This is a genomic window from Streptomyces sp. XM83C, assembly GCF_023072675.1.
Taxonomy (GTDB): Bacteria; Actinomycetota; Actinomycetes; order Streptomycetales; family Streptomycetaceae; genus Streptomyces; species Streptomyces thermocoprophilus.
Genome location: NZ_JALLGL010000543.1, coordinates 1 through 1,708, shown reverse-complemented (window position 1 = coordinate 1,708; position 1,708 = coordinate 1). Strand labels below are relative to the sequence as shown.

At 71.4% G+C, this 1,708-nt stretch carries 1 protein-coding gene and 1 pseudogene; both read left to right on the top strand.

The features are described 5' to 3' along the window. Positions 1-352 precede the first annotated feature (352 nt). Positions 353-1,342 carry a malate dehydrogenase gene (locus MTQ10_RS30190; RefSeq protein WP_247473785.1) on the top strand — a complete coding sequence of 330 codons (990 nt, stop codon included), beginning with the start codon at positions 353-355 and terminating at the stop codon, positions 1,340-1,342. Positions 1,343-1,481: 139 nt separating this feature from the next. Beyond that, a pseudogene (locus MTQ10_RS30185) lies at positions 1,482-1,708 on the top strand (hypothetical protein); the annotation flags it as partial.

The following is a 1,708-nucleotide window of genomic DNA, read 5'->3' as shown; positions in this document are numbered from 1 at the left end:
TCCCCGCGCCCCCCGCACGCATGACCCCGCCGAAACCGGGCACGCGAACCGGTACCCCCACGGGAGTTCCGGCAACGGCACACCCACCAGGCGGGCCGTCACGTCCCCCTCTCCCGGACCGACGGCCCGCCACCTTCGCCGTCCCGGCGGCCACCGGCGCCGGCACCTCCCCCCGTGCCGTTCCGCCGTGTCACCCGACGGTGGTCTGTGTGGTGGGCCACAGGGGCCCGGGCGTCCGGGATGCCGGATGCGCGATAGCCTGACCCGCGGATATCTCTTGACGCCAAGAGATCGATCATCCGAACCCCAGGGGCAGGGACGCCCCACCGCCAGCTGTCATACGGAGAACGCCATGACCCGCACTCCCGTGAACGTCACCGTCACCGGCGCGGCCGGCCAGATCGGTTACGCCCTGCTCTTCCGCATCGCCTCCGGCCAGCTGCTCGGCGCGGACGTGCCGGTCAAGCTGCGCCTCCTGGAGATCACTCCGGCCCTGAAGGCCGCCGAGGGCACCGCGATGGAGCTGGACGACTGCGCGTTCCCGCTGCTCCAGGGCATCGACATCACCGACGACCCGAACGTCGCCTTCGACGGCACCAACGTCGCCCTCCTCGTCGGCGCCCGCCCCCGTACCAAGGGCATGGAGCGCGGCGACCTGCTGGAGGCCAACGGCGGCATCTTCAAGCCGCAGGGCAAGGCCATCAACGACCACGCCGCGGACGACGTCAAGGTCCTCGTCGTCGGCAACCCGGCCAACACCAACGCGCTCATCGCGCAGGCCGCCGCGCCGGACGTACCGGCCGAGCGGTTCACCGCGATGACCCGCCTCGACCACAACCGCGCGCTGACCCAGCTCGCGAAGAAGGCCGGCGTCGGCGTCTCCGACATCTCCCGCCTGACCATCTGGGGCAACCACTCCGCCACCCAGTACCCGGACATCTTCAACGCCCGTATCGGCGGCAAGTCCGCGGCCGAGGTCGTCAACGACGAGAAGTGGCTCGCCGAGGACTTCATCCCGACCGTCGCCAAGCGCGGCGCCGCCATCATCGAGGCCCGCGGCGCCTCGTCGGCCGCGTCCGCCGCCAACGCCGCCATCGACCACATCTACACCTGGGTCAACGGCACCGCCGAGGGCGACTGGACCTCCATGGCCGTCCCGTCCGACGGTTCGTACGGTGTGCCGGAGGGCCTGATCTCCTCCTTCCCCGTCACCACCAAGGACGGCAAGTACGAGATCGTGCAGGGCCTCGACATCAACGAGTTCTCCCGCACCCGTATCGACGCCTCCGTGCAGGAGCTGTCGGAGGAGCGCGAGGCCGTCCGCGCCCTCGGCCTGATCTGACCCGACCCAGGCGGGTTCCGTCACGAACACGCACGTGCCTCGTTCCGGTTGCTTCCGGGACGGGGCACGTTGCCGTTTTCGCCGCTACCTTCGGGGTAGCCCGGTTCTGGGCTGATCGGGGTGATTTCCGGGGGGCGCGATGGCGATGGGCGGCTGGGGCGGACACGAGGGACACGAGGGCCAGGAAGGCCACGAGCAGTACGGCGGCCACGGCGACCGGCACGCCTACGGCCCGCAGCACGGCCCGAGCCAGGACAGTGGCCGGCCGCCGTGGCAGACGGGCGAACCGCAGCCGCCGGAGTGGGCGTACGCAGAGACCCAGGCCGGCGTCTCCTGGGTGACGCCCCCGCCCCAGCCCCCGACAAC